A 24,706-nucleotide genomic window follows, 5' to 3' on the forward strand; every position below is an offset into this window, starting at 1 on the left:
TGTGGGCTTGTAACAACATGTTCAGAATGAATATGAAGCCACCGCTAAAGTGATCAGAAAATACGAGACTTGGTTTAATCAAGAATTTAGATTTACATGTTTTGTAAAATTATGCTTGTTAGCGCGATTCCTTCGATACATCTCCCGCATGCCTCCAGATAACGCTGCATCGAGCAGCAATATCCATTATCATGGTAAACCACCTGCAAACCTTATCCTGTCTGGGCTTCGGATACTTGGGGAAAAAAAGATTTATTAAGAACCGTGTAAGCTGCGGCTCTTTTTTACTTTAATGAGACGATGTTATCCTTGTTAGTGACATTCCAAAGTACCCGCCATGAACACATAAGATACACTTAATCCTTCCAGCATAACAACCATCGAGCCACATATTTCTCATTCTTTTTCCGAGGTAACAGTCCATATTCTTCCGTTGCTATGCTCAGCCTCACCACAAGTGTGGATCACGACCAAATGGCCTTTTTTTAGCATCTTCTTTCCTCCTTATAGCGTTTGAAACATAAATCTGGGACTTGAAAGGTAGTTTATATGACTGTCTCAATACAATTGGTACTATTAGGTTTCATCACGGGTCTATTAATCTGTATTGCTTTTCCAGTCCTTCAAAAGGAAGCGAGCCTGATGGGATTATGGATGATTCTGTGGAGTCGTATTAGTTTACGAAAAGGCTCTGTTTATGGAATCTGGAAGCTTTTAACTTACATAACATTAGTGATCGGCTGGATACTCTTGCTTTTCGGGATACTTTTGACAGCCTTAGCGTACATTTTCTAAATTACCGTTGTGTTCAGCTGTTTCCCCATTCCTACTGTAATCACAGTAGGTGGTGCCTAAAAAGGATATGGATATCATTTTCGAGTTATTGGAATGCCTTCGAAGCGATAAAGAAGAGCAGCGAATTGATTTTCCAATCTAGTCAAAATACCAAATTTGAAAAATTGTAGGATAGCCCTTGTCCCCTTCGTGACCTCCTGAATATTTTGGTACAAGGAGGTGATCTCTCATGGCAACAGCACCGATTACTATCGGAGCAAATAGCATTGCAAAGATCGGAAACCAATTTTTCTTAATTGTTGAAGTGGAAGCAAAGGCGCCAGGTGTTGAAATTGACCCTGTTTTTGCGGTTCGTACAACGCCCCAACAAGCGAAGGCGCTCATTAAAGCAGGTGTAATGCGCACTATTATTCAGAACACACGGCCGCGAGCTTGTCCTGGATTGAAAGTTGAATTTAAAGGTGTACTTTTCGCTAATGGTCGGTTTTTCTCAGTCTTTGACGTTGAAAACTCAACAGATATTTCAGTACTTGTTAGAATCAGCCGTGAACGAGCGCAAAGGCTTATCCGCAATGGAGCACGGAGAATTAAAGTTATTAGAAGACCTTTCTAACGATTTCACTTAAAATCTGTTAACCTGCACAAGATTAAACCTATCTTGCTGCAGGTTTTTTTATGGAGTTGATTTGAATGAAACAAAACCGTTTGCTACCCATTTTGGGATACTTGGATGACATTCTTCACCATCCTGTTAACAATTCCACTTGTGACCTTTCGGATGATAATCCAGTCTAATATGTTAAACAAAAGTAACCTCTAGTGCAGAAAGTGGTGATACAAATGAGTTTAATCATTACTGTAATTACCTTCGTTATTGTAGCTGCAATATTTTGGTGGATCTTTACATCAATTAATAAAAATCAATTACCAAAAAGAACAGATTTTACCCCTTACGACGATATGATGTCTGGACGTGTTAAGAGAGATCCGCTTTACTCGTTTATGAATCAGGAAGAGGAAGAGAAAGAAAAATAGTTTGTTTCCAATGTAAATCACCACTCTTTCAACAGTATCGATCACTCCTTGTTGAACAAAACAGCACCGCTACGGAAAAAGGGTTCTAGATAAGTTGTATGACCCGACATATGACTGATAATCCAGGTCAGCCATGCTCCACTTGCCCGGGGTAGTGCAAAGTTCGAGTTATTTTACTCACCTGTCGCGCCTCCTTCCGCTTCGTTTATCTCTGTGAGCAAGAGATACTATTACTATTCTGATGCTTTCTATTTCTTACACGCGCTCAGTTAAAGTGAAAATTCAGAAAAGACTGTATACAAAAAATCACCTCCATGTGTTACTATTTAATAGAAAGTTAAATTCATCCATAATTAGGAGGTGATTAGGAATGTTCAAGAAACTTCTTCAAAAGTTAGGTAGTCAACCCCAAGCTAGATGTACTCCTCCTTGCCTTTGGTTTCCACCCTACACGAAATGCATGTGTCCAGACTAAGTGAGATATTACAAAAGAGGCTATCCCATAGACCATGAAAATGGTAGAGGGGTGGTCTTTTTTTCATCCATCTTTCCTTGCTCCTTTCTTTGAGGGGTATCCGGGCAAAACAACATAAAAAAACCCTCCCTTCCGACCAAGGGAAGAAAAGGGAGGCTGGGTGGACTGGGTTCAAATCTCTAGTTCACCAAGTCGAACGAGTTCGACTACTGCCTGAGATCGACCTTTGACACCTAATTTTTGCATGACATTACTAATGTGATTGCGCACAGTCTTTTCGCTGATGAAGAGTTGTCCGGCAATCTCTTTGGTTGTCTTATCTTGGACCAAGAGTTCAAACACTTCTCTTTCGCGATTCGTTAACAACGGCTTGGTTTGGTCGCTACCCTTCAATCGTGCCACCCCTCCTTGTGGGCTCTACAGGAACAAGGTTGAGGGATTACAGAGTCACCTTATCCTATGATGGGGGGTGGGTGATGGTGCCGGAATTTCAAGGATTTTAGGCTTTTGCCTTACATCCTATTCAGAAAATGGGCAATGGGTTCCGAACACCGATGAGAAACCTCTTCGACATCCGCCGTGAATTTTTCCGTTCGAGACGACGATGACCGCCAGTTGTTCCCCGTTCAGATCGCGACGAGTTCTCCTCGCCTGATGAGATTGCCATCGGAACCCAAGGCCAACACCGCCCCCGACACTCCAGTCTATTCATCCGAGACATATACTGCTCCCTACAATTCGACTTCCATTCCACTTTTTTTAACCCGATCAACCAAAAGTGCCCTTGATTCGTAAAAATCAAGAGCACCACAACTTAAATAAATGGGGTACGACTATACGTCTGTTCGAACTTATCACGCAAGCCTTTGGCCAGTAGACTAAAGGAACCGATTGCAAGCATATAAGCAGCAAGTGGGATCAGGAAAATCCACGTGTAATTCGTGTAGACAAAGCTTCTGTATGTCCCAAGCAGTCCTGCCCATTCATGCGTGATCGAGTGAAACTCAACCGGGTCATAGTACATAGTCGTGCCGCCTACATAAAGACCAAATATCCCGAGAAGCCCCATCAACGTCATGGTGGCGATCATCTCTGTCACCAGGACAATGACCAGATGCTCCTTCAAATGCGGCAGGATGTGGCGAAAGATGATCTGATCCCGCCCGGCCCCCAGAGAGGTCGCAGCTAAAACATACTGGGATTCCTTGATTTGCTCCGTTTTTTGACGGATGGACGCAGCTACCGAAGGCGTCCCTAGCACAGCCACGACCACTATGAAAAACAATACGAGCGTAAACGTTGGCAATTCGGGATTGATATTGATTCCTTTCAATAAAAAATAGACAGGAATAAATATAGGCATGTATCCCCAGGCGTTCTCAATCGCAATCCACCAACGCTGCTGCTTGTCCAATATGCCAATATACAGTCCGATCCATGCTCCCATAAATAATCGCAATAACGCAATCATGAGCGTAATAAAAATGGTATACGGTGCCCCGTGGAGCAGTTTTGTAAGCAAATCATAGCCCCATTTATCCGTACCCAACAGATGCTCGCTTGACGGTGCCAAAGGAGGCGAAATGATCACTTGCTTCCCGTTCACCATCTCATTACGCACTTTCGCCTGGTAATCGATGTCATAGGGGGCTAAATAGGGTCCGGCTACACCGATAATGATTAAAAATAATACCAAGATACTGCCTAGCCATAAAGACCAATTGAACCGTTTCCTCATACCATACCCTCACTCATTCCAAAAGAAGTCTGGGTTATTTATATACAACCGCGCGTTCAATCACATACAAAATGAGACGAATCAATCCATAGACCAAAATGGATAGCATAATAATACCTAACAGTCCCATGACAGCAGCATTGAATTCGTAACTGCCATCTTTGCTAAAAATAAAGCGGGTCAATCCTACGACGTTTAATAAGTACTCAACAATAAACAAGTTGGCTACCGAAATCGCAATCGTCTTCTTTAAATCAGCAATGAGAAACGGCTTTATATTTTTATAGACGTGGTGAATGAGAACATGCCAGATCCCCATCCCCTTGGCAAGAGCTGTTTTAATGTAGTCTTCGCCGCCGATTTGTGCATACTTCAGACTGACTACCTTCATGAGAAAAATCGTTGGCCCAATGGACAGTAGCGTGATCGGAAACCAAGTACTCTCAGAGTCACTTACAGGTGACAGCGTGATAATTCGAATGTTCGTCATCTTGTAAAACCCGACCGCACCCACAATCGAAACAACGATCAGGATAAAATCAGGAATGGTGGCAAGTAAATTCAAAACCTTTTGAAATTGACGTACAATCCGAAAGCGCTGCAATAGCAATCCAAAAATAATACTAGCAAGAACCGCGACAATCACACTTGAGAATAGTAGTTCAAAGGAGCTAATTGCAAATGGGAGGATATCCTCTGCGATGCTCCTTTCCGTTTGCCCGGAATAATAGGTTCCGAGGGAGCCCTCAGCAAACTGCTGAATCAGATATACCGCATGGACTACGATATTTCCCGGTTCGAACACGATTTCTTCCTTTTGCGTATATAGCATGAAAGGCCCGCCGCAAACGGCGATAACCAGGAAAAACATCCCAATTAATTGTTTTACATAGGTCAAGCTCTCATACCCCCTTACTAGTTCCAACAATACACTATCTATTAAAAATCATCTAGACAATAGAAAATATTTTATTTTTTAATTCTATTCAAACAGAAATAAAAAAGTGGCTGAGCAGGATAGCCTGTCAACCACTTCTCCATTCATGGGAACAGTTGATTCGAAAAAGATGATAGCTGATCGATTACTTCGTAGAAGAAGTAGCTACACGCAGCTGCTCATTTTTCATGAGAAGATTTTGAATCGAAGCAGTGAATGGTTTTCTTACTCCGTCTTTCAAACGTGGTACCATTGGAATCATCTGATAGACCTCCCTTCTGACAATATCTTCTTAAGAATAGCATTTTTCCTTATTTAACGTCAATTGCGTCCATTCCCAGATAGGAAGCGAGCTGATTGATTTCGGATAGGTAGATGTTTTCTTGTCCATAATACCCCTGCTGCTCCCCTGCAAGCTGTGCAAATTTCGAATAGAGCCGGTTCAGATAAACATGATTAGCATCTGCATGAAAGGTTACTTGTTTCACGTGTTCATTCTCTTCCTGGACCTGTCTGATAAGATGGCGAAAGCCTTTTAGAAATACCCTGCTCTTTCGATATTTTTCTTCAACGATGACGGAATGGATATAGCAAATTTCTCCCTCAGGGTCTGGTTGCCTGTCTGCTGTCAAGTATTGATAATGGCCCCATCCGATCAATTTACCTCGCTCGTCTTCTATGAGGATCAAATGAGAATCCGGGAGAAACGTCAAAATATGAACGAGCGTGTCACTAAGCGAAAACATACGGCTAAATTCCAATCGATTGCGCATAAAGAATAGCGTGAATTGGGCAAAATCATTGTCACTGGTACATTTTCTAAATTGAACATGCATCCTTTACACACCGCCTCTCTTTTTCTGTTGGTTAACGTATCACTTCTACCTTTCCGCGTGCGAGGAGATAAAACTTCTCTGCTGCTTCTCCCATAGTCTTGTGTAATAGCCTCGCTTTTGCAACAGTTGAGAGTGTGTCCCTTGCTCCATTAGTTCCCCCTGCTCCAACACAAATATTTGATCCATGTCCGTTATGGTCGACAAACGATGTGTCACCATAATGACAGTCCGATCGCTGGAAAGCTTCGCAAAGGTCTTGTTTATAGAAGCCTCAGAAATGGGATCGAGAGCAGAAGTTGCTTCATCCAGAATGAATAGAGAAGGATTGCGCAGAATCGCTCGAGCAATGGCAAGTCGCTGCCTTTGTCCCCCCGAGAGATTGCTACCCCCATCCAAAACTAGCGTCTCGTACTTGTCTGGTAGACTCATGATAAAGTCATGGATCTCTGCTTGCTGTGCAGCCATCCTCAGCTCGTCGTTGGTCGCGTCAAGTTTGCCGAGCCGGATGTTTTCTGCTATTGTTCCGTGAAAAAGAAAGTGATCCTGAAAGACAACCCCTACATGGTTGCGGAAGGCTCCCCGATTCCTTTCATCTAGTTTTGTCCCGTTTATCTCGATATGACCAGAACTAGGTTGATAAAAGCCTAATAACAGCTGAATGATCGTGCTTTTTCCAGACCCGCTGGAGCCAACAATCGCAATTTTTGACCGAGCTGGAATCTGCATGTTGATTTGCTTAATGGATAACTGATTTTCTTGATAGCCAAATGTAACGTTTTTTATGGACACTTCAGTCGTACGCAAATCAATCTGTTCGGATGAAGAATGGTCGACTTTTTCACTAGGTTCATTCAGCACCTTCTGGATTCGCTCCATACTGACTTGTGCATCTGTCATCAGTGGAAGCGTAAAGGTCAGATTAAACACAGCATTCCCCATCGACGTATACATGGTGAAAAAGGCGACAAGCGAACCGACAGTGATTCGCCCGGTGAGTGCCAAATAGGAACCGAAGCCAATGATCGTAAAGTTGATGAGTAGTAAGCATAGCGCAGGAATTCGTTCCAGCTTCGCTGCCATCAAATTTTTGCGATAGTTGCTGACCAACAGCAATTCGAGTCTTTCCATGAATTTATCGATCATGAAAGCTTGCAGGTTGAACCCCTTGATAACTATTTGCGCTTTCGTATTTTCCTGGACATCATTCGTCATAGCAGCGAGCTGTTCTTTATAGGCAGCATTGATTGCGTGGGCACGTCGTCCAAGCATATAAGGGCCTGTAAAGATCAAGATTGCCCCAACCAAAATACACAGCGCCATCACCCATTCCAAATAAAACAACACCATTGTACTAATCGTCACGACCACCAATGACTGAATACCTGTCGTGAAGAGAATCGCTAACGATCTGTCAATGACAGGCAAATCCACTGAAAAGTGAGAGATCAGTTCGCCCGAACGCGTTTTATGGAAATAGCTGACCGGCAAATGCTGCATATGCGCAAACAGTTTTTGCCGCAAATCATTTTGCACACGTGCATTTAGTTTTGCCAGCACATAATCACTGATCATTCCAGCACTGATACAGATAAACCCGCTAATCGCCAAGACTATCATGATAACTGAGAAAACGTGCATATCTTTGGGAACAATCGCTCTATCAATGATCATCTGGAAACTGAGAGGTGCCAAGGATAAAAAAAGTAGATCAAGTGCAAGCGTGAGGAAAAAAAGGGAACTCAGGAGCTTATAGGGGCGTAGGTAGCCAAACAGGTTTTTGATGACGAACAGCATCGTAACGTCTCCTTCTTGGATTAGAAAAATGGTTCATGTTGAAACCTGGCCGCATAGGATTGCCAAGCCCGAAATGAGGCGCGATATTCATCCAATGGACCGTTTTCCGTTTCCACAGAAGCTACTCGATCTGCAATCTTGGTAAATAATTTGCGTAAAGAGTCGTCTGAGGAAGTCCAGAATCGAAACTCCTTCACGTCCTCCTCCATATAGGCGATATACTCGGTTACATACTGAAGGGCATGCAAAAAAAGGCGACTGCTGCGATACTGTTCCAAAAAATAGATTACCTGAATTTGAACGATATGCTTGTCTTCGTACTGATTCTCACCTGTCCCGTAAATGTATGAAAAGGCACCGATCACTTCATCGTCATCGTTGAAGCAAAGAAATGCTTTCCCCTCCATTAAAACGGGACTCGCCAGAAAACTGAGCGCCACAGGAAAGGAATATGGCATGCGAAGCTGGTCGTAGTTTTCCAATAAAAAGGCCATGTATTTCTCGTAATACATCTCAGCTGAGCAGATCGAGAAGTAATGATCCATCTCTTTCCTTCCCTCCTTTGAATGATAAAGCGTAGGTACGTATCCTTCACAAAAAAGACGGCCATTAGCCGCCTCTATCTTATCACAATTATTTGAATATCCAGTCTGCCCATGTCATGAAGATCGAGCGGTGCAGTCAATGCTGTCCCTGCCATTTCTTTCAAGTCATGCTGGTGTAAAAATAAGGGCGGGGTTATGTCTACGATAACTCCTCGATTGGACAAAAGCGTACTCGCATTCCCGGAAATCATGTTCCCTAACTCGGAAATGGCACTTTTTCCAAGCTCATCCATCTCTTGCACGGGATAGCCACCCATCATGGCCGAGACAATGCGCAAAGCCAATTCCTCTTGCAGACCGAAAAAGACCTCACCTTGTAATTGACCTGTCATTCCGATTCGAATCCATGTATGGCCTTCTACATGGCTCCATTCTCTTTCAGCTAACTCTCCACGCGAAATGTCGACATTGCATACTTGTTGAATCACGGACGAAGCTGATTCAAGAAATGGATCAAGGTACTGGACTATCATCTGCATTCTCTTCCTTTCCCGGGCAATTCACTCTCAGACGTTGAACTCGTATAGGACTATCATAATGTCGATTTTTGGCAGATGCAATAGGATTACGAAAACTTCCTGGGTATAAGGTCACGAAAACAAGCTTTACCAGGAAAATAATCCTCTACTTTTGTCTCATGACCAATGGTATAGATGGCCGTACACGTTCGCAAGTCTACTATTTCTACACCAATCTCATGCTTACTCAATTGCCACATCGGAAGCTGGACTCGATCAAAGGCAAAAACAGTATCTCCAAATGCCAAACATTCCTGTATACAGCGGACTTCATCGTAATCCTCGTCGGCCTCAAGCAAATGAACGGGTTCCAAACCGAATTGTTCGATCAGATGAATGCGATCCAACAATTGCTCCGCCCCACGTTTCCTTTTGGCTGTCCTTCTTGGTGAGAGCACTGGGTACTCTCTCATAACATATTCCCACATGATCCCATGGTAAAACATCGAATAGAATCCTCCCACAAAAAAATTTGGCCCGCAATAGCCATTTATCTGCTACTGACGGGCCCGCTACCCTATTTCTTCTTTCCGACGATGTTCATCTCCGCTCGGGCTTCCCTCCCCAGCGCATCGGTGGCAACAACCGTCACTTTTTGCTTGCCTTCCTCTACCTCATGAAGCACCAAGCGAAATAACCCTTGATCATTCGCGTTGGTCTGAAAGCTTTTTGATCCATAGTTGATTTGGAGGTTAACAGCACCAGCACCTGTCACTTTCCCTTCGATGGGCAGCGCTTCACCTTCCTGCCCTTCTAGCTGTTTGTTCGGTAGCTGGATCGTCGGTGCTGGCACTGTTCGCGCCTTGTAGGATATACGCTGCTCCCCATTGCTTATGACGACCGCCCCTGAATTGGCATCGACATAGGCATACACCAGCAACATGCTTTGATTGCCTGCCCCATCTTTCCCTTCAAGCAAAATGCGATTTTCTCCCTGCTTCATGTTCAAAATTTGCGTTACGTATTTTTGTGCAGGGATTTCCAATTGCTCTTCTTCAAAGTAGGACACGATTTGCCCATTGATACTAACCTGACCTTTGTATGTTTGATCTTTGTATAAGAAACGGACCGGAACGAGCATGTTCTTGGTTGCTGGATCGAACTGTACGTCTTCGCTACCATCGTTTAGCAATTGCAATATCGGAGGGCTCGTATCAACGATGACCCGCTGCGTGAATTGGCGCTTGTTTCCATACATATCCATTGCACTGTACATCACATAGTTGAGACCTTCCGTTAATCGCAGGATGGTTTCAAAGGAGCCATCCGTCGCCAGCTTTACAGGCGTTTTGTTAATCGACAAACGCACCCTGTCCATCATATCCTCGCCTGTTACTTTGCCCCTGAAGGCCACGTCTGGCTGCTTGGATATTTTCAAATAAGGAAACAAATCATCCGGGAACTCCACAAATGGCGGTGTGCTGTCGCTTTTCCCGTTTATATGTGCCACACTGATATTCCCCGCGTAATCATGCGCTACCACACTCATTTTTTTATCCGGCTGATTAATGAGGGTGCTGGACACTTTTGGAGAATAGGGGCCTCCTACCCTTTTTCCGTTTACATAAAGGAAATAGGCCTGGATATCTTTATCACGGCTACTCCATTGAACCCGGTTACCTGACACAGAAGCTGTAATCACAGGAGCTTTTGTATCCACGCGGATGGGAAGTGTCATCGATTGCCAATTTGCATTGCGGTCGTCTATTTTGGCCTTAATGGAGAAGTGGTACTGTCCATCAGGTGCCTGTATGTAGGCGCCTTTTTGCGGTGAAAAGATCTTTCCGTCCCAGCTCCACGCTTCCCTTTCCGTATAATAGTATGGCGTCCCCAGCTTGGATTGGTCGTACTTGCTCACCTTTTCATCGCGCACAAGAGTGCGAATCGGCTTGCCTGACTGATCGGTTACTTCGACAATAATATGACGGGCATTGCGCAAAAATGTAATCGAAGGAGCAGCGACATCGTAATGCCCATCCCCGTTTGGCGAAAAGGCGATATGATTGGGATCGACTTTCGCACCGCCATCGCCTTTGACACCTGTCACTCCTAGATAATCCCGATAGCGCCATTTGTCATTGCGTTTATCGTGATACCAGCTCGTCTTGACACCTGTTCGTTTTTCCTGACTTTCTGCCTCCCATACGGGCTGATCCATAATCCTTGGCTCATCCCAATCGCCGTAAAAGCCATAAAACGGCGTGCGCAACGTAGGCAGCTCCTTATCATCTGGTTGAAAGGAAATAAATCCTTCTGCAAATTGATTGCGTGCGGAGCCTGGCGGAATCGTAAGCGTTACCTTCACTTCCTCTAACTTCCCTGGCGCAACGGTAATCTTCGGGGCGGAAAATTGCAGTTCTGCCCCCTCGAAAAGACTATCCGTTAGCATGTTGAGCCCATTCTTGCGCAAGTCAGTCAAGACACCAAACTCATTTTGCAGCTGATACGTAATCGGCTTTTTGCCAAACTTGTTATTAATAAACAGAGAAAAGGTCGTTGAATTCCCAATCTCGCCTAACGAGACACCTGCTTTTCCTTTTGCAGTCACAACGATGGCTGGAGTCTTGATCGCTTTTGCGGTCTGCATCAGCCCTGCCCCTTGAACCCGTGGACTGTAAGGTACTTTTTTTGCTTTCTCTTTATCCGCTGCTGGTACGCTGATTTGCGGATCGATAATCGGTTCTGCTGTATTCATGGCCGCAGCCTTTAACGTATCGACAAGCGATCTGCCTTGCAGGTTCCGCCCTTGCTTGAGATAGCCTTGCTTCAGCAATGCCATCCCGCCTGCCACATGTGGCGTTGCCATTGAGGTGCCACTTTTCACGGCATATTCAGACTCTCGCGTGAGTGACAAGATACCCCCGCCTGGAGCTGCAATCTCCGGCTTGAACTGCAAATCGGGCGTTGGTCCCCATGATGAAAAAGCCGAGATTGTTCCTCCGTCGGGATAAGGCATTGGATTTTGTCCATATTCACCGTTAAAGGAGACCGTCACTTTCTTGCCTTTTTTAATCGCTTGTGCCATTTGCTCGCCCATGTGCTTCAAGATAGAAACAGCCGGGATTTGTTTGGCGTGCTCCGCACTGATAATCAGTGGTCCCATTTCATTGTTGTAGATAACGGCACCAACAGCTCCTGCTTCTTTGGCGAGACGTAGCTTTTCGTCGAATGAGATGTCACCTCGCTCGAGCAATACCACTTTATCTTTTACGGAAACATTGTAGTCTTCCTTCTTCCCTTTCCCCATATAGACGAGCGGATACGGCTTCATCAGCGTCATGACTGGGTTTATTGCACCCCCGCCTTCCACATAGCCCGATAAATACACGACTTTCTCCATACCGGGTACCCCTTGCACCGTGAAGCTATAACCAGCCAGTGCTGTTGCGTTAATAGAAGCAACTGAAAACGCATCAGGACTCAAGCCTGGAGAACCGATCATGGCGATATCCGGATTCTGTGCTCGTACCTTATCACTGCCGAAATACGCATCATTGCCGGCGGCTGCCACTACTACGATCCCATTATCGACTGCTCGCTTCACTGCCATTTGCTCCACATTTGTTTCATCTACATAACCCGCAGAGGAACCGAGACTCAAGTTGATCACATCTGCTTTTTTCGTAATGGAATCATTGATCGCAAATAAAATCGATTCACCTAGCCCAGGAACCTCGCTTTGATAGTTGGAAAATACCTTTTGGCTGATGAGCTGGGCTTCAGGTGCAACCCCTTTTACTTTTCCGTTCGCACCAATAATTCCCGCAACATGGATACCATGCTGAGATTCCGATACGTCTTCCGTTGTTTGCGTACGGTCAGCCCAGTTAAAGCCAGGAATCACCTTCTGGGAAGAGCCTGACTTTTGCATGGCTGAACGCTTATCATGTGGGGCAGGTAAATCGGGGTGACGCGGATTGATTCCCGTATCGATCACCGAAACGAGCATCCCTTCCCCTTTTACCCCCGCTTCCTCCCAAGCCTTCGTCGCCTCAATCATTTCCAGCGAATCGACAGGCGCAGATTTTAATTGCTCACCTCGCAGTAGCAGTTCTTGTCGTTGCCATTCATCTGCCGTCGTTTTATATTCCTTGTCCGCCTTGCCTGTATGTAATGGCTCGTGCATTTCCGCGAGATCCTGCAAAATCTGCGTACGAATGGTCGCCGTTCCTTCAAACGCTGTTGTGCTGACAGTCGTTGCGGGAAGCAAAGCCAATATCAATCCAATGCTGCATACCTTTTTCTTCATCGTTTGCCCCCTTGCTGGAAGTCATTCCATTATGTTTTCAGTTTTCACTAGGAATGGCTTGGGTATTCCCTTCTTTTCACGAAGGTTGACAAACGAAGTAATTTCAGCCAATATTTAATTGCGTTAAATATTGCATATCAAATATTCCCTTTTACAAAGAAATAGATCAAATTAAGGAGATGATACGAGCATGCCCTCCCCCTCTACAGATACGCTTGAGCGCTTGCAGGAGGCGTTTCGTACCATTATGCGCACGATGGGAACGCAATTAGCCGAACCTGTCTCTGGTTTAACTGGCCCCCAGTTCTACATTCTTCATCAGTTGGAACAGAAGGAAAAATGCACGGTTGGAGAGTTGGCAGAATCAATGGGGGTCAAACCAAGCGCAATCACAGCAATGGTCGACCGTTTGGATAAACACGGCTTCGTCGCCCGTGATCGTGATGAGGAAGATCGCCGAGTTGTTTACATCAGCTTGCGTGATTCTGGGAAAAAAATTCTGCAAGTAGCCAAGCAGAATCGGAGAGAACAACTAAATAAAATGTTTTCTCACCTCAGCGAGGATGAACTCCAGCAGTTCGTCAGCATCTTTGAAAAGCTGGCGATGGCGGCGGTCATCGAGGCGAGTGAATAAACTCCTTGTACGTTGCTGTTGTGGTGGGGAGAAAACAGGAGAAAACGCTCAGCTTCTAGGGCCACCCCCTAGGGGATTGACTGCACGACTCCATGAAAAAAGCGAAACCGCGGCCAAAGTGGTATCCTCAGGATGCTTTTCAGAGGTGGCCGCTTAAGGGCGTGTTTCGCTTTTTGCATGAAGTCTCGGTCGGTGTCCCTAAGATCTTCGCTGTTTTCTCCTGTTTTCTCCTGTTTTCTCTATGAGCTTTCCATGTAATCCGATTTTTTAATGCTTTGAAGGCTGGAAAAATATGAGCAGTTACGACAGAGAAGAATATTTCCAGGCGTAGCGACTTGTGGAGTCCTACCGAGCGGAGAAGGGATTCGCGGGCAACAGAAACGCAACCGTGCCCATACGACGAAGCGGCTACCACTTTTGCGTTTCCCCGCGAATCTCTTCGGAGCGGACAGTCTCAGCCCCCAGAGGGACGGAGCCTGGAGCCTAGCCTGGAAATATTCTTCTCTCCACTACAGAGCAACATCTACCTTTCCTAAACTGAAAAAAGGCGTGCATTCCGGATCACCGGTGCACGCCTTTTCTATTGCAAACAATTAGGAGAAGAAGAACTTCTTCACTGCATGTTTGGTTGTTTCTTTGTTCATGTGAGCGATCGAGGTTGTCAGCGGAATGCCTTTTGGACATGCTTGTACGCAGTTTTGCGAGTTACCGCAATCACCGATACCGCCATCTTCCATCAGAGCTTCCAGACGCTCATGCTTGTTCATCATACCCGTTGGGTGCTGGTTGAACAGACGAACCTGCGAAATTGCAAACGGACCGATGAAGTCAGACTTCGCGTTCACGTTCGGGCAAGCTTCCAAGCAAACACCGCACGTCATGCACTTCGAAAGCTCGTACGCCCATTGACGCTCCACTTCCGGCATGCGAGGACCAGGTCCCAGATCATGCGTACCATCGATTGGAACCCACGCTTTTACGCGCTTCAGTGCATCGAACATGCGGCTGCGGTCAATCGACAAGTCACGCTGTACAGGGAAGGTGCTCATTGGCTCAAGACGGATCGGCTGTTCCAGTTTATCTACCAGTGCCGAGCACGCTTGACGCGGTCTTCCGTTAATAACCATCGAGCACGCACCGCATACTTCTTCCAAGCAGTTCGATTCCCAGTTTACTGGAGACGTTTTTTGACCTTGTGCGTTGAGTGGATTACGTTGGATCTCCATCAAAGCACTGATCACGTTCATACCAGGACGGTAAGGGATTTTGAACTCTTCCTTGTACGGAGTGCTGTCAGGGCTATCTTGACGAGTGATAATCAAATGAATCAATTTTTCTGCCATGATCAGTTTCCTCCTCTCTTAATGCTTCTTGTCAGACGTATAGTCACGTTTACGTGGTGCGATCAGGGATACGTCGATGTCTTCATAGTAGATTTCAGGCGCAGTCGTTTCAGCATTGAACTTCGCCATTGTCGTCTTCATGAAGTTTTCGTCATCACGCTCAGGGAAGTCAGGCTTGTAGTGAGCACCGCGGCTCTCGTCGCGCTTGAGCGCACCGATTGTGATCGCGCGGGACAGTGCGAGCATGTTCCACAGATGACGGGTAAACGCCGCACCAGAGTTGCTCCATTTATTTGTATCGTTGATGTTGATTTTCTTGTAGCGTTCCATCAGTTCAACGATCTTATCATCCGTTTTTTGCAGACGGTCGTTGTAACGTACTACCGTTACGTTGTCAGTCATCCACTCACCCAGTTCCTTGTGGATCAGGTAAGCATTTTCTGTTCCGTCCATTTTCAGGATGCTGTCATATTTCGCTTGCTCTTTGCTTGTGAAGCCGTCGAAGAGCGTGGAAGACAGGTCATCAGAGGATTGGTTCAAGCCATTGATGTATTCGATCGCTTTTGGACCTGCTACCATACCACCATAGATCGCGGACAAGAGGGAGTTCGCACCCAAACGGTTTGCACCGTGCTGAGAGTAATCGCACTCACCTGCTGCAAACAAACCAGGGATATTGGTCATTTGGTTGTAGTCTACCCACATACCACCCATGGAGTAGTGAACCGCAGGGAAAATCTTCATTGGAACTTTACGTGGGTCATCCCCAACGAATTTTTCGTAAATCTCGATAATACCGCCCAATTTTACATCCAGTTCTTTTGGATCTTTGTGGGACAGGTCGAGGTATACCATGTTTTCGCCGTTGATACCCAGCTTCATATCTACGCAAACAGAGAAGATTTCGCGAGTCGCGATGTCACGCGGAACCAGGTTTCCGTAAGCAGGGTATTTATCTTCCAGGAAGTACCAAGGCTTACCGTCTCTGTACGTCCATACACGACCACCCTCACCGCGAGCAGACTCGGACATCAGACGCAGCTTGTCGTCGCCCGGGATTGCAGTTGGGTGAATTTGGATCATCTCACCATTGGAGTAGATAACCCCTTGTTGATACGCCGCAGATGCTGCTGTACCAGTATTGATAATCGAGTTCGTCGATTTACCGAAGATGATACCAGGTCCGCCTGTTGCCAAAATAACGGCATCCGCACGGAAGGATTGAATTTCACCGGAACGCATGTTCTGTGCAGTGATCCCGCGACAGGTTCCTGTATCGTCCAAAACGGCTCCGAGGAAATCCCAATATTCGTACTTGGTTACCAGACCTTCAGCTTCATAACGGCGTACTTGTTCGTCCAATGCGTACAAAAGCTGTTGTCCAGTTGTCGCACCCGCAAAAGCGGTACGGTGATGCTTGGTTCCCCCGAAACGACGGAAGTCCAACAGACCTTCTGGCGTACGGTTAAACATAACGCCCATACGGTCCAACATATAGATGATGCCAGGTGCTGCATCGCACATTGCTTTAACTGGCGGTTGGTTTGCCAAGAAGTCGCCGCCATATACTGTATCGTCGAAGTGCTCCCATGTGGAGTCGCCTTCCCCTTTGGTATTTACCGCTCCGTTAATACCGCCCTGCGCACAGACAGAGTGGGAACGTTTTACCGGAACCAGGGAGAACAGCTGAACAGGAACGCCTTTTTCTGCTGCTTTGATGGTAGCCATCAAGCCGGCCAAACCTCCACCGACAATGATCAGTTTACCTTTTGCCATGTGTTTTGTCCCCCTATCCCTACAAAATGAAAGCCGACATCGCACGCAAGCCGATGAAGGTTACAATTACGAATACGCCCAAAGTCAGGAATGTTGCAATGCGCTGGGAACGCGGCCCAACTGTAATTCCCCAGTGAACCAGGAATGACCACAGTCCGTTGGAGAAGTGGAAAGTCGTGCTAATAATCCCGATAGTGTAGAATACGATCATTGCAGGACTGCTCAAAATGTTTGCCATCATGTCAAAATCCACGTGTGCACCCATTGCTTTTTGGATACGGGTTTCCCAAACGTGCCAAACGATAAAAATGAGGGTAATGACTCCTGTAACACGTTGCCACAAGAACATTTGGTTTCGGAAGTAGCCGAAGTTCCCTACGTTTTGCTTTGCTTGGAACGCAATGTAGATACCGTAAATAGCGTGAAACAGGATCGGGAGGTAGATGAAAACAAATTCAAGCACCAATACGAATGGAACATTTTCAATCAAACCAACTGTTTGATTAAAAGCTTCGGCTCCACGGGTCGCTTGGTAGTTAGCTGTCAAGTGAAACAGCAGGAAGAGCCCGATCGGAAACAAACCAAGAAGTGAGTGGAGCTTGTGACTGAGAAAGCTATGGCCTTTCGCCATACAATGGTCCCCCTTTCAATGTATGTAACTCTCAATTTTGTGAAAAACGTCAAGCATCACCGCAAGCGGTCCAAAACGGCTTCGACCGTTTTGATAGACCTTTCCCCAATATCCTAACCCATTGCCTCACCCATTAGACATAGCAAAACCACCACGATCATTTTATGAACGGGATCTTGACGCTGTTCACAAAATGACTGCGTTCACTAGATCAAATGAATTTGTCGGAATGTGTCAAAATACGAGAAAAAGTTGGGCAAAACTATGACCAAATCCAATTGTACTCTTGTCGACACAGAGCGTCAAGACAATCAATGTACTAAATACATTGATAGAATAACTTTGTTTAGTCCAGCTATTTTTTCTATTCCGATGTCATGAATGCGTGTCCCTCCTCATAATCTAGTAAAGACAGGAGGGAAGCACATATGAAAGAGAAGGATCAGCTTGCAGCACTGTTGCCGCCAGAGACCATTCCCTATGCAGAGAGAATAAATATGCCCTATCTTGGCTATCATCTTCTACGCGAAACGCTTACTAGCACCCTGCTAGGCGATAGTGAAAACCATATTCTCTATTGGATAGGAAAAAATATGGGCCGCCAAATCCCCATTCAATCTGCAACAGGCCCGATTATGCCTTTTATTCGACTTGGATTAGGTCAGCTAGACGTCCTCGAGGAGAACGAGCAAACGATCGTCTATTCACTCAATCATTCCATTTTTAGCTATCAGTCTATAGAAAGACTAGGATGCAGTCTTTCCTTTGAAGCCGGGATCATCGCAGGTATGATTGAGCAGTGGAAAGAAAAAGAAGCGTTCAGCAAAATCGAATTAGAAAGCCCTTCAGACATACGCATCTCTGTACAAGTGGCGTCATGAACAAAAAGCCCCCTCTACCTATAAGAAGGGAGAGGGAGCATCTATCTTTTTATACTCCGTGCACAACCGCGGTTTCCTCAACATCCAGACCATAGGCCGAATGAAGACTGCGAACAGCCAGCTCTGTCAAAGCTGCTGGAATGACGCAAGAAACCTTGATATCAGAAGTTGATACCATTTTAATAGAAATTTCTTTTTCTGCCAGAACGCGGAACATTTCGGCAGCTACCCCTGGATTGTTGATCATTCCAGACCCGACAATGGATACTTTGGTCAAGCTTTCCTCGAAATCGACTTTTTCAAAGCCAAGCTCGTCTTTGTTTCTGTCCAGTGTATCCAGTGCTTTTTTCAGATCATCCGCTGCAACTGTGAAAGAAATATTTGTAACAGTAGCATCATAAGAGCTTTGGATAATAATATCGACGTTCACCTGATTGTCCGCCAGCGTATTGAACAGACGGGAGAGCGTCCCGACCTTGGCAGGCATGCCGACAACCGTGATTTTGGCTACATCTTCATCGTGTGCAACTCCACTTACTACTCTTCCTGTTTCCATGTTGGCAACCTCCTCAACGTACGTACCATCTTCGGCAGTAAAGCTAGAGCGGACGACCAGCCTTACCTTGTATTTTTTCGCAGCCTCAACTGACCTAGGATGAAGAACCCCTGCACCGAGGTTCGCCAGCTCCAGCATCTCATCATACGAGATCGTATCCAGCTTGCTCGCAGCTGGAACCATTCGCGGATCAGCTGTATACACCCCAGACACGTCGGTAAAGATTTCGCATTTCTCAGCGTTCAAGCTGGCTGCGAGTGTAACCGCAGATGTATCCGATCCACCGCGGCCGAGCGTCGTAATTTCCCCTTCGTCACTGATCCCTTGGAATCCTGCCACGATCACCACACGACCACGACCGAGTTCGGATTGAATCCGCTCTGGATCAATCTGCTTGATCCGTGCTCTTCCGTGAATCGCCTCTGTGGTGATTCCAGCTTGCCAGCCCGTAAGAGAAATGGCATCGTAGCCTTTTGTATGCAAGGCCATCGACAAAAGCGCGATCGATACCTGCTCCCCCGTGGTCAGCAGCATATCCATTTCACGCTCAGATGGGTATGCGCTAATCTGCTTGGCCATGTCTACCAACACGTCAGTAGATTTGCCCATTGCAGAAACAACAACTACCACATCATGCCCTTCCTCTTTATAGCTGATAATTCGATCCGCAACTCGTAAAATTCGCTCAATGGTACCTACAGAGGTGCCTCCGTATTTCTGCACGATCAACCCCATGCGGCTTCTCTCCCTTTTTCTCATATCCAATATTGGTATTTATCTCTTATCGTATGGTTTTTCACTATTCTCTCTATAAGGAAAAGTCTTGCATTTTTATTTTACAAAAAAGGCACCGACAAGGAATAAGACCTGCCGCTGCCTACTGTTTCGACATACCGGTTCCTCCCTCCCAATACACGCGGACAACGAAGATTGACAGTTATCACCATCAAAACTCACATTGACACACCGTGAGATAGCTCTCCATCTGACAATTGGTCATTGTGCAGATGACAGTCCTGCATTTGTTCAACGCAGACCCAGCATGGAGAAAAGCGGGTTTCCCCCCACACTTCGGCGAATTCCCCTTTCCCGTCCCCTTCACAGATACCCGATCTCAGGGTGGTACTCTTGGTTTTCGCGCCTCTACCTCACTCCATAATGGAAGTGAGGCTAACTATTCTGTTTGAATCGGATTATATCATGAGTCTAAAAATGGATCAATTCCTTTTTAAAGGTAGTTCCAAAAGTCACACTGGCTATGTGTCCAGCTTACGCAGATGCCCGATAATTTCTTTTGCCAGCTTGTCGCCGATTCCCAATTGGCGGAAGTCTTCAACGGTCGCCTCGCGCATTTTTTTCAACGAGCCAAAATGAGAGAACAACAGCTTGCGCCGCTTTTCACCAATACCCGGGATCTCATCCAACTGCGAGGAAAGCATCGTTTTCGTCCGGGATTGTCTATGGAACGTAATAACAAAACGGTGGACTTCATCCTGGATGCGCTGCAACAAATAAAACTCATAGCTGTCACGTCTAAGATTCACAGGCTCTGGCGGATCTCCATACATGAGTTGAGCAGTGCGGTGCTTCTCATCCTTCGCCAGACCACAGACGGGAATATAGAGACCCAGCTCGTTTTCCAAGACGTCCATAGCCGCACTGATTTGGCCTTTACCACCATCGATTACAATCAGGTCGGGCATTGGCTGGTTTTCTTTCAGCAGACGAGAGTAACGACGGCGAACGACTTCGCGCATGGAGCCGTAATCATCTGGTCCCTCTACGGTTTTGATCTTGAATTTGCGGTATTCCTTTTTGTCAGGGCGACCGTCTGTAAACACAATCATCGCAGACACTGGCTCTGTTCCCTGAATGTTGGAGTTGTCAAACGCTTCAATTCGATGAGGAACCGGAATCCCTAAAATGTGACCGAGATTGTGTACTGCTTGGACCGTACGAGCATCGTCCTTGGACATCAGCGCGAACTTCTCCTGCAAAGCAATACGGGCGTTCTCGGTAGCCATCTTCACGAGTTCATGCTTTTTGCCTCTTTTCGGAGCATGGACTTTGATGCCCAACCACTCAGCCAAAAGCTCCGGTTCACTCTCTTGCGGGAGCAGTATTTCTTTTGGCAGCGCATTTTGCTTGTCGTAGTAGAACTGGCTCACATAAGACATGAAGTCCTCGATTTCGCTTCCATAGTATGGAAAGGAAGTCGTCTGACGCTCGATCATCTTCCCTTTTCGCATATAAAACACCTGGATGCACATCCAGCCTTTTTCCACAGCAAACCCGATAATGTCACGGTCTATCGTATCGGTAAACGTGATCTTCTGCTTCTCCATTACGGCTTCGATGCTCTTGATCTGATCGCGATATTCCTTGGCTCGTTCAAACTCCATGTTTTCTGCGGCTTGCAGCATTTTTTCGGTGAGGGTTTGCTTCATTTCCTCATGGCCACCATCGAGGAACTGGCTGATTTCATCCACCAAACGCTGGTTTTCCTCTGCCGATACCTCGTACACACAGGGCGCAAGACATTGTCCCAAATGGTAGTAAAGACAAACCTGCTTGGGCATATTGCGACATTTTCGCAACGGATAGAGGCGATCCAGCAGCTTCTTCACCTCGGAGGCATCTCCGGCATTCGGATAGGGCCCGAAATACTTAGCTTTATCTTTTAATACCTTACGGGTAATCTCCAGGCGTGGCTGCGCCTCATTCGTAATTTTGATGTATGGATACGTCTTGTCATCGCGGAGCATGACATTGTAGCGCGGGTCGTGCTCCTTGATCAGGTTGCACTCGAGGATAAGAGCCTCAATCGCTGAGGATACCACAATGTACTCAAAGTCCACGATCTCACTGACCAACAGCTGCGTCTTCCCGTTATGACTGCCTGTAAAATACGAGCGGACGCGGTTTTTCAGCACCTTGGCTTTTCCGACGTAAATGATTTCCCCGCTCGCATTTTTCATCAGGTAGCAGCCTGGTTTATCTGGCAGGACGGCCAGTTTATCTTTTAAGGAGCTGTTCATGGCTGCTCCCTCCTCTTTGCTCTATATCTGAATGGCATCTATTTGTTCTTTTGGATTGGCTTTTCCAATACATACAGTTCATCTTCTAAGGAACTCATCCGTTCCATCAGCAGCTTGCGACTGTCTTGGACCCCTTGATTGTAATAGAAGGGGCCGAGCTCTTTTGAAAAAAAGGCAATCAACTCTTCCGTCTCCAAATTGCCGAGTGTATCCGACCGTTCTTCTTTAAAATAGCGTTGTACTTGATGAACAAGATATTCCATTTGCTCTCTCGTCAATTTGGTTGGCATCGTATCCGGCTTCCTTCCCATTTCGCATCATAAGAGAATATACGTTCTATCCTTCATAGTACCATGGAATCCATACGAAAAAAACTGCCGCCTCATTCCATGGCGACAGTTTTTATAGGCAGACCTAGTGCTTGCGACCGCCCAAATATGCTTCTTTTACACGCTCGTCGTTTAACAACGCCACTCCTGTGCCGTCCAATACGATTTGCCCAGCTTCCAGCACATACCCGTAATCAGCGATTTTGAGGGCCTGCTTGACATTTTGTTCCACGATCAGGACGGTCGTACCTTCTGCATTGATTTCTTTGATCACCTTGAAAATGTCTGCCACCACAATGGGAGCCAAGCCCATCGACGGCTCGTCCAAAAGTAGCAGCTTCGGTCGAGACATCAATGCGCGGGCAATGGCTAGCATTTGCTGCTGACCGCCAGACATCGTCCCTCCCAATTGAGAAAGACGCTCTTTGAGGATGGGGAACCAGGTCATCATCTTCTCCATGTCGTCCTTGATGCCTTGTGCATCGTTGCGCTGGAATGCGCCCATCTCCAGGTTTTCCAGTACGGTCATCTTCCCGAGAATTGCACGCCCTTCTGGAACTAGAGCTAGCCCGGCTTTCACGATCTGATGGGGTCTCGAACCCTCTATGCGTTGACCACAAAACGTAATCGTCCCTGCTTCAGGCTTCAGTTGACCTGCGATCGTACGCATCGTTGTGGTTTTGCCCGCTCCATTCGCCCCGATTAGCGAGACGATTTTGCCCTCCGGCACTTCCAGCGTTATCCCGCGAATCGCCTTGATTTGACCGTAGGAGGTCGTCAAGTTTTGTATGTTCAGCATCTTATTCGTCCTCCTTGCCGAGGTAGGCTTCAATCACATCTGGATTGTTTTGTACCTCTGCTGGTGTGCCGTCAGCAATTTTGACCCCAAAGTTGATGCATACGACCTTTTCACACAGATTCATGACCAATCCCATATCGTGCTCGACCAACAGGACAGTCGTTCCGTCATCGCGAATTTTTTTGACCAGCTCCATGAGTGCTTTCGTCTCGGTCTCGATCATTCCGGCAGCAGGCTCGTCCAATAGCAAGAGTTTTGGTTCAGTAGCCAGTGCCCGTGCAATCTCCAAACGCCGTTGTTGACCGTACGCCAATGTATCCGAGCGGACGTTAGCAATGTCAGACAAACCTACGAATTCGAGGAGCTCCTCTGCTTTTTTGGTCACCGCCTTTTCTTCCGCACGTTGTCCCGATGTTTTCAAAAGGGAAGCCCAGAAGCCGGCCTTCATGCGCGAATGACATCCTACCTTCACGTTGTCCAACGCACTCATGTGACCGAATAAGCGAATATTTTGGAACGTCCTTGCAATCCCCATTTCGGTAATTTTGTTAGGCGCCATTCCATTTAGCTTCTGTCCGGCAAAAGTAAAGGTTCCCGTCGTTGGTTCGAATATGCCTGTTGCCATATTGAAAATGGTCGTTTTCCCCGCACCATTCGGACCAATCAAGCCGACAATCTCACCCTCTCCAACAGTAAAAGAAACGTCACGAAGAGCGGTGATGCCGCCAAAGCTTTTTCCTACGTTCGCAAGTTCCAGCAACATCTTATACTCCCCCCTTCGCTTCCTTGTCGGATGACTTGCCCCGACGACGCTTGAACAGCTTTTGGAACGTGTCGGCACCAATCAAGCCATGCGGGCGGAACGCCATTACACCGACCATGATCAAACCGTACATGAGCATTTTGTACTCGGCCAAACCACGCAGCACCTCCGGCAGTGCTGTCAAAACAAAGGCACCGAACAGCGGCCCCCAAACCACTTCACTGCCGCCAATAACGGCATAGGACAAGATTTCGACTACTTTATGATAGTTAAAATCATCAGGCGTAATCGTCGTCGTAATGTGGGCGAACAATCCTCCACATACACCAGCCAAAATGGAACCGATCACAAATGCAAGCATTTTATAATAGTTGACTTGCAATCCCATTGCTCGTGCTGCCGTTTCATCCGCTTTGATCGCTTCAAAAGCTCGCCCCAGACGCGAACGGTTCAGACGCAGCGTCAGAAAAAGAACGAAGGCAAACAGGAGCAGCATAAACACAAAGGTCGATAATGACTTCATTTGCATGACCGAAATGCCAAAGGTTTGTGCTTTTACCCCCATTGCTTTTTCAAAATCGTACAAGTAATTGCCAATGGATTGAAGTCCGGTCAATCCGAGAGCGCCATTTGTCATCTCCATATTGAGAAAAATAACGCGAATCACTTCACCAAAGCCAAGCGTGGCAATTGCCAGATACAGGCCGTGGAGCTTCAATGTCGGAGCACCGATCAACAGTGCAATCAGCCCTGCCACCAGTCCTCCGATGATGATGGCAATAAACAGCGGCATGTCCGCTTGCTTCGTCAAAATACTCGCCGTAAAAGCACCAATGCTCATAAAGCCCGCATGTCCCAAGGAAAGCTGGCCCGTCGAGAGCGTAATGTAAATACTGATCGCCAAAATACTGTTTAACAAGATAAAAGTCAGTACCTGTAAGTTATATGGATTGAGAATGTCCAATGTCTGCACC

Annotated in this window: 22 protein-coding genes and 1 riboswitch; of the genes, 4 read left to right on the plus strand and 18 right to left on the minus strand. The window is 46.4% G+C overall.

What is annotated here, in order from left to right; all coding sequences use genetic code 11:
- Positions 1-1,024: 1,024 nt before the first annotated feature.
- Positions 1,025-1,408 carry a hypothetical protein gene (locus tag ODZ53_RS16000; RefSeq protein ID WP_199929115.1) on the plus strand — a complete coding sequence of 128 codons (384 nt, stop codon included), beginning with the start codon at positions 1,025-1,027 and terminating at the stop codon, positions 1,406-1,408.
- Positions 1,409-1,635: 227 nt separating this feature from the next.
- Complete coding sequence (locus tag ODZ53_RS16005; protein ID WP_041749326.1) at positions 1,636-1,830, plus strand: hypothetical protein; 195 nt, start codon at positions 1,636-1,638, stop codon at positions 1,828-1,830.
- 646 nt (positions 1,831-2,476) lie between these two features.
- Here ODZ53_RS16005 and ODZ53_RS16010 read toward each other — a convergent pair.
- The 9 genes from ODZ53_RS16010 to ODZ53_RS16050 form a co-directional block, all read right to left on the minus strand.
- Positions 2,477-2,698, minus strand: coding sequence for a helix-turn-helix domain-containing protein (locus tag ODZ53_RS16010; RefSeq protein WP_003387736.1), 222 nt, complete (start codon positions 2,696-2,698; stop codon positions 2,477-2,479).
- 421 nt (positions 2,699-3,119) lie between these two features.
- On the minus strand, positions 3,120-4,043 hold the full coding sequence (locus ODZ53_RS16015; RefSeq protein WP_372678256.1) for an ABC transporter permease: 924 nt from the start codon (positions 4,041-4,043) through the stop codon (positions 3,120-3,122).
- Positions 4,044-4,077: 34 nt separating this feature from the next.
- Complete coding sequence (locus tag ODZ53_RS16020; RefSeq protein WP_372678258.1) at positions 4,078-4,941, minus strand: ABC transporter permease subunit; 864 nt, start codon at positions 4,939-4,941, stop codon at positions 4,078-4,080.
- Between the two features lie 350 nt (positions 4,942-5,291).
- On the minus strand, positions 5,292-5,816 hold the full coding sequence (locus ODZ53_RS16025; protein ID WP_372678260.1) for a GNAT family N-acetyltransferase: 525 nt from the start codon (positions 5,814-5,816) through the stop codon (positions 5,292-5,294).
- A gap of 45 nt (positions 5,817-5,861) precedes the next feature.
- On the minus strand, positions 5,862-7,610 hold the full coding sequence (locus ODZ53_RS16030; protein WP_372678262.1) for an ABC transporter ATP-binding protein: 1,749 nt from the start codon (positions 7,608-7,610) through the stop codon (positions 5,862-5,864).
- 20 nt (positions 7,611-7,630) lie between these two features.
- Positions 7,631-8,155 carry a hypothetical protein gene (locus tag ODZ53_RS16035; protein WP_372678264.1) on the minus strand — a complete coding sequence of 175 codons (525 nt, stop codon included), beginning with the start codon at positions 8,153-8,155 and terminating at the stop codon, positions 7,631-7,633.
- Positions 8,156-8,229: 74 nt separating this feature from the next.
- Positions 8,230-8,688, minus strand: coding sequence for a chemotaxis protein CheX (locus ODZ53_RS16040; protein WP_372678266.1), 459 nt, complete (start codon positions 8,686-8,688; stop codon positions 8,230-8,232).
- Positions 8,689-8,780: 92 nt separating this feature from the next.
- Complete coding sequence (locus ODZ53_RS16045) at positions 8,781-9,179, minus strand: hypothetical protein (protein ID WP_372678268.1); 399 nt, start codon at positions 9,177-9,179, stop codon at positions 8,781-8,783.
- 71 nt (positions 9,180-9,250) lie between these two features.
- Positions 9,251-12,982: a S8 family serine peptidase gene (locus tag ODZ53_RS16050; RefSeq protein ID WP_372678270.1), complete on the minus strand. Its 3,732-nt coding sequence runs from the start codon at positions 12,980-12,982 to the stop codon at positions 9,251-9,253.
- Positions 12,983-13,172: 190 nt separating this feature from the next.
- On the opposite strand from ODZ53_RS16050, the gene ODZ53_RS16055 reads away from it, so the two are divergent.
- Positions 13,173-13,616 (plus strand): MarR family winged helix-turn-helix transcriptional regulator, encoded by a 444-nt coding sequence (locus ODZ53_RS16055; protein WP_087345436.1) that lies wholly within the window; start codon positions 13,173-13,175, stop codon positions 13,614-13,616.
- Positions 13,617-14,209: 593 nt separating this feature from the next.
- On the opposite strand, the gene sdhB is transcribed toward ODZ53_RS16055, so the two are convergent.
- Genes sdhB through ODZ53_RS16070 form a run of 3 tightly spaced genes read right to left on the minus strand, consistent with a single transcriptional unit; the run spans position 14,210 to position 17,366 of the window.
- Positions 14,210-14,959, minus strand: a complete 750-nt coding sequence (gene sdhB / locus ODZ53_RS16060; protein ID WP_012685406.1) for a succinate dehydrogenase iron-sulfur subunit — start codon at positions 14,957-14,959, stop codon at positions 14,210-14,212.
- A gap of 18 nt (positions 14,960-14,977) precedes the next feature.
- A complete protein-coding gene (gene sdhA, locus ODZ53_RS16065; RefSeq protein ID WP_012685405.1) occupies positions 14,978-16,735 on the minus strand; it encodes a succinate dehydrogenase flavoprotein subunit in 1,758 nt (585 codons plus the stop codon).
- A 19-nt stretch (positions 16,736-16,754) separates the two neighbouring features.
- Complete coding sequence (locus tag ODZ53_RS16070) at positions 16,755-17,366, minus strand: succinate dehydrogenase cytochrome b558 subunit (protein WP_012685404.1); 612 nt, start codon at positions 17,364-17,366, stop codon at positions 16,755-16,757.
- Positions 17,367-17,794: 428 nt separating this feature from the next.
- Between ODZ53_RS16070 and ODZ53_RS16075 the strand changes: the two genes are divergently transcribed.
- A complete protein-coding gene (locus tag ODZ53_RS16075) occupies positions 17,795-18,247 on the plus strand; it encodes a YslB family protein (protein ID WP_372678273.1) in 453 nt (150 codons plus the stop codon).
- A gap of 49 nt (positions 18,248-18,296) precedes the next feature.
- On the opposite strand, the gene ODZ53_RS16080 is transcribed toward ODZ53_RS16075, so the two are convergent.
- The 6 genes from ODZ53_RS16080 to ODZ53_RS16105 all read right to left on the minus strand — a co-directional run bounded on the left by ODZ53_RS16080 (position 18,297) and on the right by ODZ53_RS16105 (position 24,705).
- Positions 18,297-19,538, minus strand: a complete 1,242-nt coding sequence (locus ODZ53_RS16080; RefSeq protein ID WP_142495572.1) for an aspartate kinase — start codon at positions 19,536-19,538, stop codon at positions 18,297-18,299.
- 231 nt (positions 19,539-19,769) lie between these two features.
- Positions 19,770-19,957, minus strand: a riboswitch (Lysine riboswitch).
- Positions 19,958-20,059: 102 nt separating this feature from the next.
- Complete coding sequence (uvrC, locus tag ODZ53_RS16085; protein WP_372678275.1) at positions 20,060-21,841, minus strand: excinuclease ABC subunit UvrC; 1,782 nt, start codon at positions 21,839-21,841, stop codon at positions 20,060-20,062.
- A gap of 38 nt (positions 21,842-21,879) precedes the next feature.
- A complete protein-coding gene (locus tag ODZ53_RS16090; RefSeq protein ID WP_372678277.1) occupies positions 21,880-22,131 on the minus strand; it encodes a DUF2164 domain-containing protein in 252 nt (83 codons plus the stop codon).
- Between the two features lie 124 nt (positions 22,132-22,255).
- On the minus strand, positions 22,256-22,969 hold the full coding sequence (locus tag ODZ53_RS16095) for an ABC transporter ATP-binding protein (protein WP_142495571.1): 714 nt from the start codon (positions 22,967-22,969) through the stop codon (positions 22,256-22,258).
- 1 nt (position 22,970) lies between these two features.
- Positions 22,971-23,732 carry an ABC transporter ATP-binding protein gene (locus ODZ53_RS16100; protein ID WP_372678280.1) on the minus strand — a complete coding sequence of 254 codons (762 nt, stop codon included), beginning with the start codon at positions 23,730-23,732 and terminating at the stop codon, positions 22,971-22,973.
- Position 23,733: 1 nt separating this feature from the next.
- On the minus strand, positions 23,734-24,705 hold the full coding sequence (locus ODZ53_RS16105; protein WP_064200947.1) for a branched-chain amino acid ABC transporter permease: 972 nt from the start codon (positions 24,703-24,705) through the stop codon (positions 23,734-23,736).
- Position 24,706: the final 1 nt, after the last annotated feature.

Origin of the sequence: Brevibacillus sp. BD137, assembly GCF_041644655.1 — a bacterium.
Lineage (GTDB): Bacteria > Bacillota > Bacilli > Brevibacillales > Brevibacillaceae > Brevibacillus > Brevibacillus brevis_D.